Origin of the sequence: Ohtaekwangia sp., assembly GCF_036786105.1 — a bacterium.
Taxonomy (GTDB): Bacteria; Bacteroidota; Bacteroidia; order Cytophagales; family Cyclobacteriaceae; genus Ohtaekwangia.
In genome coordinates, this window is the sequence record NZ_DAIQRQ010000010.1 from 25371 (window position 1) to 31802 (window position 6432).

Here is a 6432-nt window from a genome sequence, read left to right on the forward strand (position 1 = left end):
TTTATCGGGGGCAGGGGTGAATTGTAACTTTGGCACCGTTATCCGTTATCCGTTACATGTTAATCGTTATTTGTTATCCGGCTTGCGGCTTACAATTAACTTGTAACGGTTAACGGATAACCTGTAACGGACAACAAAAGTATAGCCCAACTTCCATCCGCGGTGTTAATGATTTGTTAAACGGGCATTCGGTGGCATTCCAACTGGGGTATCTTCCGCATTCCGTTAAAAACCATTAAACTTGAAGCTTGAAAGAATAAATAATGTCGCTTCAAATTCGAAATCTCACCAAGATCTATGGCCAGCAGCGCGCTGTCCATAACATTTCTTTTGAAGTGGCCGAGGGTGAGATTGTAGGTTTCCTCGGGCCGAACGGTGCCGGCAAATCTACCACCATGAAGATCGCTACATGCTTTCTTCCCCCCACTGAAGGCGAGGTGCGCGTGGCCGGACATAATGTAACCGATGCTCCCATGAAAGTAAAGAGCATGACAGGTTATTTGCCCGAACACAACCCGCTATACCTCGACATGTATGTGCACGAGTACCTGGGCTTTATTGGCAAACTATACGGACTCTCCGGGAGCAGGCTCAAACAACAGGTAGGAGAGATGGTAGAGCGTTGTGGCCTGACACGCGAGCAGAACAAAAAGATCGAAGCCTTGTCAAAAGGATATCGTCAGCGGGTGGGCCTGGCCCAGGCGTTGATCCACAATCCAAAAGTGTTGATCCTCGATGAGCCGACCTCGGGTCTTGATCCCAACCAGTTGGTAGAGATACGGAAGCTTATCAAAGAAATAAGCGAGCAGAAGACGGTGATCTTCTCTACACACATTTTGCAGGAGGTGCAGGCATTATGCAATCGCGTAGTCGTGATTAATCGCGGAGAGATCGTGGCAGATGATACGGTTGATAACTTATTGCAACGCGGAGATACCGTGGTAGTCATTGCCGAATTTGAGGCAGGTGTATCTGCAGAGCAATTGCAGCAGTTGCCGGGAGTAGTGCGCGTACAGCAGCTCGAAGCGGGTAAATTTCGCGTGGCCGCTGCCAAAGGTGAAGATGTGCGGCCTGCGTTGTTCCGTTTTGCAGCTGATAATAATTTATCGCTCATCGGGTTGAAGCAGGAAGAGACTTCCCTCGAAACAATCTTTCATTCGCTCACAGCACCAGTAGAGCATAACCAAAATTAAATTTACTTTGCGGCGTTTTTGATCATCCATGCTCCAGGTACTCTCAAAAGAATTCAGCAGTTTTCTAAACTCCCTCATCGCATACGTGGTGATTGGCGTATTTCTGATGGGCATCGGGTTGCTCATGTGGGTGTTTCCTGAAACATCGGTTATGGCATATGGCTACGCCGATATGGATACACTCTTTTCGCTCGGTCCGTATGTATTTATCTTCCTGATACCAGCCATTACCATGCGCAGCTTTGCGGAAGAAAAGAAAGCCGGCACCATGGAGCTGCTCATGACCAAACCGCTCCGCGACTGGGATGTGATTATGGGTAAATTTCTGGCGTGCTTTTGCCTGGTGCTCGTAGCCCTTATTCCCACCTTGCTATACTATTTCTCAATCTATCAATTGGGCAATCCTGCCGGGAATATAGATACGGCTGGTATAGCGGGCTCCTACATCGGGTTGTGCCTGCTGGGAGGTGTGTTTTGTTCGATCGGTATATTTGCATCATCGATCACACCGAACCAGATTGTAGCCTTTATAGTAGCGGCGTTTTTATGCTTTATACTTTTCTCAGGGTTTGAATCGCTGGCATCGCTCAACGTGTGGTCGGCCCATACGTTGTTCATCAAACAACTCGGTATATTATATCACTACGAATCGTTAAGCAAAGGATTGATCGATAGTCGTGATGTGCTATACTTCCTGAGTGTGATTTTTCTGTTGTTATCCGTTACAAAACTAACCCTGGGCAGCAGACAATGGTAAACTGGAAGAGCAGAAAACTGGGCGATTACCTGTTGTTTGCCAACGGTGTGGTGTTGGTGATATTGATCAACCTGCTGGCCACGCATCTTTTCTTTCGCATCGATCTTACGGAAGAAAAAAGATATAGTATAAAACCGCAGACGCAAACAATCCTCAATAACCTGGAGGAAGATGTATATATCGAAGTGTTTCTGGAAGGTGAACTGAATGCAGGCTTCCGCCGGTTTCAAAAATCCATTCGCGAAACGCTGGAGGAATTCAGAGTATATTCCGGCAACAAGGTACATTATACATTTACCAATCCGGGTACTGCACAAGGACAGAAAGCACAGGCTGAGTTCATGAACGATCTGGCCAGCCGCGGTATACAACCTACCAACGTAATCGATACAAAAGATGGTCAGCGGGTAGAAAAGATCATTTTTCCGGGAGCCATTGTATCTGCGGGCGGTATGGAAAGAGGGATCATGCTTCTGAAAGGAAGCACGGCTAAAACGTCAGATGAACGCATCAACCAATCGATCGAGAATATTGAATTCGAATTAATCAACACGATCTATGCTCTGGCCAATACCGATCGCAAACGCATAGGCTTTGTTACCGGTCATCATGAACTGGAAGGGACAGACATTGCGAGCTTCAACAACGATCTGCTCGAAGTGTATGATGTATACAAAGTAGATATAGCCCGCACAACCGATCTTAAAAAATACAATGCACTGATCATCGCGAAGCCGCGCACCGCGTTTTCGCAGGCCGATAAATTCCGGCTTGATCAGTATATCATGCAGGGCGGTAACGTTATGTTCCTGCTCGACAAGCTCGATGCTTCGATGGACAGTGCTTCGCGCAATGATTACCTGGCGATACCGTATGATCTCAACCTCGATGACCAGCTTTTCAAATACGGTGTTCGTATCAATCCTGATCTGATCCAGGACCAAAGCGCTGCACCTTATCCGATTATTACCGGTGAAGCAGGAGGGAAGCCACAGATGCAGCTTATCGATTGGCCGTTCTTCCCATTGATTAACCATTACGCGGATCATCCGGTAACACGAAACCTCGATGCTATACTCACAAGATTTGTGAGCAGTATTGATACCGTAAAAGCACCCGGAGTAAAGAAAATACCGTTGCTCTCCACTTCACAATATTCACGTACCATCACTGCTCCGGTAAACGTAAGCGTAAACGAGCTGCGCAAAAATGTAAAGGCAGAAGACTTCCCGAAGAGCTTTATACCGGTAGGATATTTACTGGAAGGAAGTTTTACTTCACTATTTAAAAACCGGTTTATGCCCGAAGGTATAGATTCATCGGCCGCAATGCTTGAACAGAGTAAGCCTGCACGACTGGTGGTGATCAGTGATGGTGATATAATTCGCAATGATATTAATCCACGCAGTCGCCAGCCGCAACCACTGGGATTCTATCCGTTCAATAACTATACATTTGCCAACCGCGAACTGTTGATGAATGCACTGGCTTATCTCACAGAAGAGAATGGTTTGATACAGGCACGCAGTAAACAGATCAGGATACGCCCGCTCGATCGCGAAAAGATAAAACAGGAGAAAGTGAAGTGGCAGGTAATCAACCTTGGCATTCCGATTCTGTTGGTGATTGTGTTTGGCGTAGTGCGCGCGTATTGGAGAAGAAATAAATTTGCCCGGTTCTGATATGCAGGAGAAGAAGAATAAACTGTTATTACTCACCCTGGTGGCGCTGCTGGCGGCAACAGCAGGTATATATTGGTATGGCAACAGAGATACATCGCTCCAGGTGGATAAAGATATATTTCACTACAACGATCTCAAGTCCGTGAACGAGATCGTGCTCGAATCTTCGAAAGGAAAAGTGGATCTGAAGTTTCTGGGTTCAGCATGGCGCGTGAATAACACCTACAACGCTGATCGAGCGATGATCGAAGTATTGTTTGCTACCCTGCTTAAAGCCGAACCCAAACGGCCGGTGGCAACCTCGTTGCAAGACTCTGTGAGCAGAGCAATCGAGAAAGAGGGCGTGAAAGTTTCGCTAATGGTGGGAAGTAATAAAGTGGAGGAATTTTATGCCGGTGGAAATGATCGCAAGACGCAGGCGTATTTCAAAAAATCGGGAGAGACGCCTTATATCATGACGATTCCCGGATACCGCGTATATGTTTCCGGAATTTTTGAACTGCCCGAAAACGGATGGCGCGACAAATATGTGTTTGGATTCAACTGGAGAAATTTCAAAAGTCTGGAAGCACAATTTCCGGCCAGTCATGCCGATGATTTCAAGGTGCAGATGGATGATAATTTTTTTGGTATCACCGGAGTAGAAACCGATACAGCCAGGCTAAATAATTACCTGGATGCCGTTTCACTCCTTACGGTAGATGAGTACGTTACACCGACAGCAGAACTCGATAGCCTTGGAAAAACTTCACCGATGTTAACGCTTGTCGTCCGTGATATTGCAGATCACGATTACTCTTTGAAAATTTTTTCCCCAACAAAAAAGCGACAGTTCTTTGTGCAATCAAATGATGCGTGGGCGCTGCTTCAGGAGAATAAAATCCGGACTTTGCTGCATCCGAAAAGATATTTTAGCAAGTGATTCCGGAATTACCGGTTTTTTTGCATTTTTCTGTTCGGTTTTATAATTCGGTTTTCTTTATAACTTTACCGCCGCTTTAAACAACCTCAAACACTTTTTCACGAATGAAGTTCATCGTTAACTCTGCTTATCTGCTGAAGCAACTTTCTAATATTAATGGAGTTATCACCACAAATCCGGTGGTACCCATTCTGGAAAATTTCCTGTTCGAACTGGAAAAAGGAAGCTTGACAGTGACAGCGTCTGATCTTCAGACTTCGATGATCACGGATATTCAGGTGGAATCAAAAGAAAAAGGAAGCATTGCAGTACCCGCACGTATTCTTTTGGACACACTCAAAAACCTGCCCGAGCAACCGGTTACATTTTCAATAGATGATTCCACCTACAGCGTAGAGATCATTTCAGACAACGGTCGTTACAAGCTCTCCGGTGAAAATGCGACTGACTTTCCAAAAGTACCTACAGTTTCGAACGACTTCTCGGCAGAAATTTCTACTGAAGTTTTATCACGCGCTGTAAACAACACCATTTTTGCTACCAGCAACGATGAGCTTCGTCCGGCCATGACAGGTGTTTATGTAAACCTGGGTGATAAGAATACAACATTTGTTGCAACGGATGGCCACCGCCTGGTGCGTTACAGAAGAGCTGATGTAAAATCAGACAATGGAAACTCCATCATTATCCCCCGCAAAGCTTTGAACCTGTTGAAAGCTACACTGCCTTCTGAGAACACAGAGGTAAGCCTGAACTTCAACATGTCGAACGCATTCTTCAAGTTTGGCAACATCAAAATGATCTGCCGCCTGATCGATGAGCGTTTTCCTGACTACGACAATGTAATTCCTTCCGGTAATAATATCAAGATGACGATTGAGCGCAACGATCTCCTCGGTGCGCTGAAACGTATCTCTATCTACGCTAACAAAACCACACACCAGGTTCGTCTGAAAATTACAGGCAGCGAACTGCAGATCTCAGCAGAAGACCTTGACTTCTCTAACGAAGCGAATGAAAGACTGAGCTGCGAGCACGAAGGTGAAGATATCGAGATTGGCTTCAACGCGAAGTTCCTGATCGAGATGCTTACCAACCTCGACTCGGACAAGATCAGACTTACCATGTCTGCTCCTAATAAAGCAGGTGTAATTCTGCCGGTAGAAAAAGACGAGAGCGAAGATATACTCATGCTCGTAATGCCAGTGATGCTGAACCAGTACGTATAGTCTGCATCAGCATCGATAGCACTAACCCCTGATCTACTAACACTGCTGTTTATATGAAGGCTTTATTATTCATGCTGGCGATTGCGCTCGTATCGGTGCCTGCTATGGCACAATACAACCCGTCATTTGCGTCACTTCAAAAATCAGAAAACACGATAACAAGCCCCGTGGTTGTAAAACCTATGGGAGAAGGCACCTATAAAGTATTTATGCCTCCGGGGCTGCGCATGCGCAATGCGGGCCGCACACTAACAATACTCGGTAGTGCCATGCTGATCGGCGGTATCATTGTATTAAGCAGCGCTGACGAAATGTACTATAACTCAACCACTACCTCCAGCGGAACTTACGAAGAAGGCGACCCGAAAGCTGCATTGGGTATATTAATGATAGCCGGTGGTGTAGGCATGACCGTGCCCGGAGTAATTCTCTGGACAAAAGGTGCAAAGAAATACAAGCGCTATCAGGAGCAGCACGAAGACGAACAAACTGTATCGTTCGATTTTAAGGGCAATGGCCTGGCACTGCGTTATCGATTTTAAAATAGCTGCGAGCCACTAATTGCCATCGGCTACATGAATGGATGAGGTGACTTCGTTATTCATTACAGGTTAATCGTTATTCGTTAATCGTTACAGGTTAATCGTTA

Annotated in this window: 6 protein-coding genes; all 6 read left to right on the forward strand. The window is 45.8% G+C overall.

The window, feature by feature from the left end; all coding sequences use genetic code 11:
* Window positions 1–263: 263 nt before the first annotated feature.
* Entirely contained in the window at window positions 264–1193 is a 930-nt protein-coding gene (gldA, locus tag V7Q33_RS07005) for a gliding motility-associated ABC transporter ATP-binding subunit GldA (RefSeq protein ID WP_333819372.1), read from the forward strand.
* Window positions 1194–1221: 28 nt separating this feature from the next.
* Window positions 1222–1950 (forward strand): gliding motility-associated ABC transporter permease subunit GldF, encoded by a 729-nt coding sequence (gldF, locus tag V7Q33_RS07010; RefSeq protein ID WP_331978130.1) that lies wholly within the window; start codon window positions 1222–1224, stop codon window positions 1948–1950.
* Entirely contained in the window at window positions 1944–3632 is a 1689-nt protein-coding gene (gene gldG / locus V7Q33_RS07015) for a gliding motility-associated ABC transporter substrate-binding protein GldG (RefSeq protein ID WP_333819373.1), read from the forward strand. The genes gldF and gldG overlap by 7 nt, the downstream gene beginning before the upstream one ends.
* A gap of 1 nt (window position 3633) precedes the next feature.
* The gene (locus V7Q33_RS07020; protein WP_333819374.1) at window positions 3634–4554 is read left to right on the forward strand and encodes a DUF4340 domain-containing protein; all 921 of its coding nucleotides are present in this window, start codon (window positions 3634–3636) and stop codon (window positions 4552–4554) included.
* A 104-nt stretch (window positions 4555–4658) separates the two neighbouring features.
* Window positions 4659–5783, forward strand: a complete 1125-nt coding sequence (gene dnaN / locus V7Q33_RS07025) for a DNA polymerase III subunit beta (RefSeq protein ID WP_331978135.1) — start codon at window positions 4659–4661, stop codon at window positions 5781–5783.
* Between the two features lie 53 nt (window positions 5784–5836).
* A complete protein-coding gene (locus tag V7Q33_RS07030) occupies window positions 5837–6325 on the forward strand; it encodes a hypothetical protein (protein WP_331978137.1) in 489 nt (162 codons plus the stop codon).
* Window positions 6326–6432 lie beyond the last annotated feature (107 nt).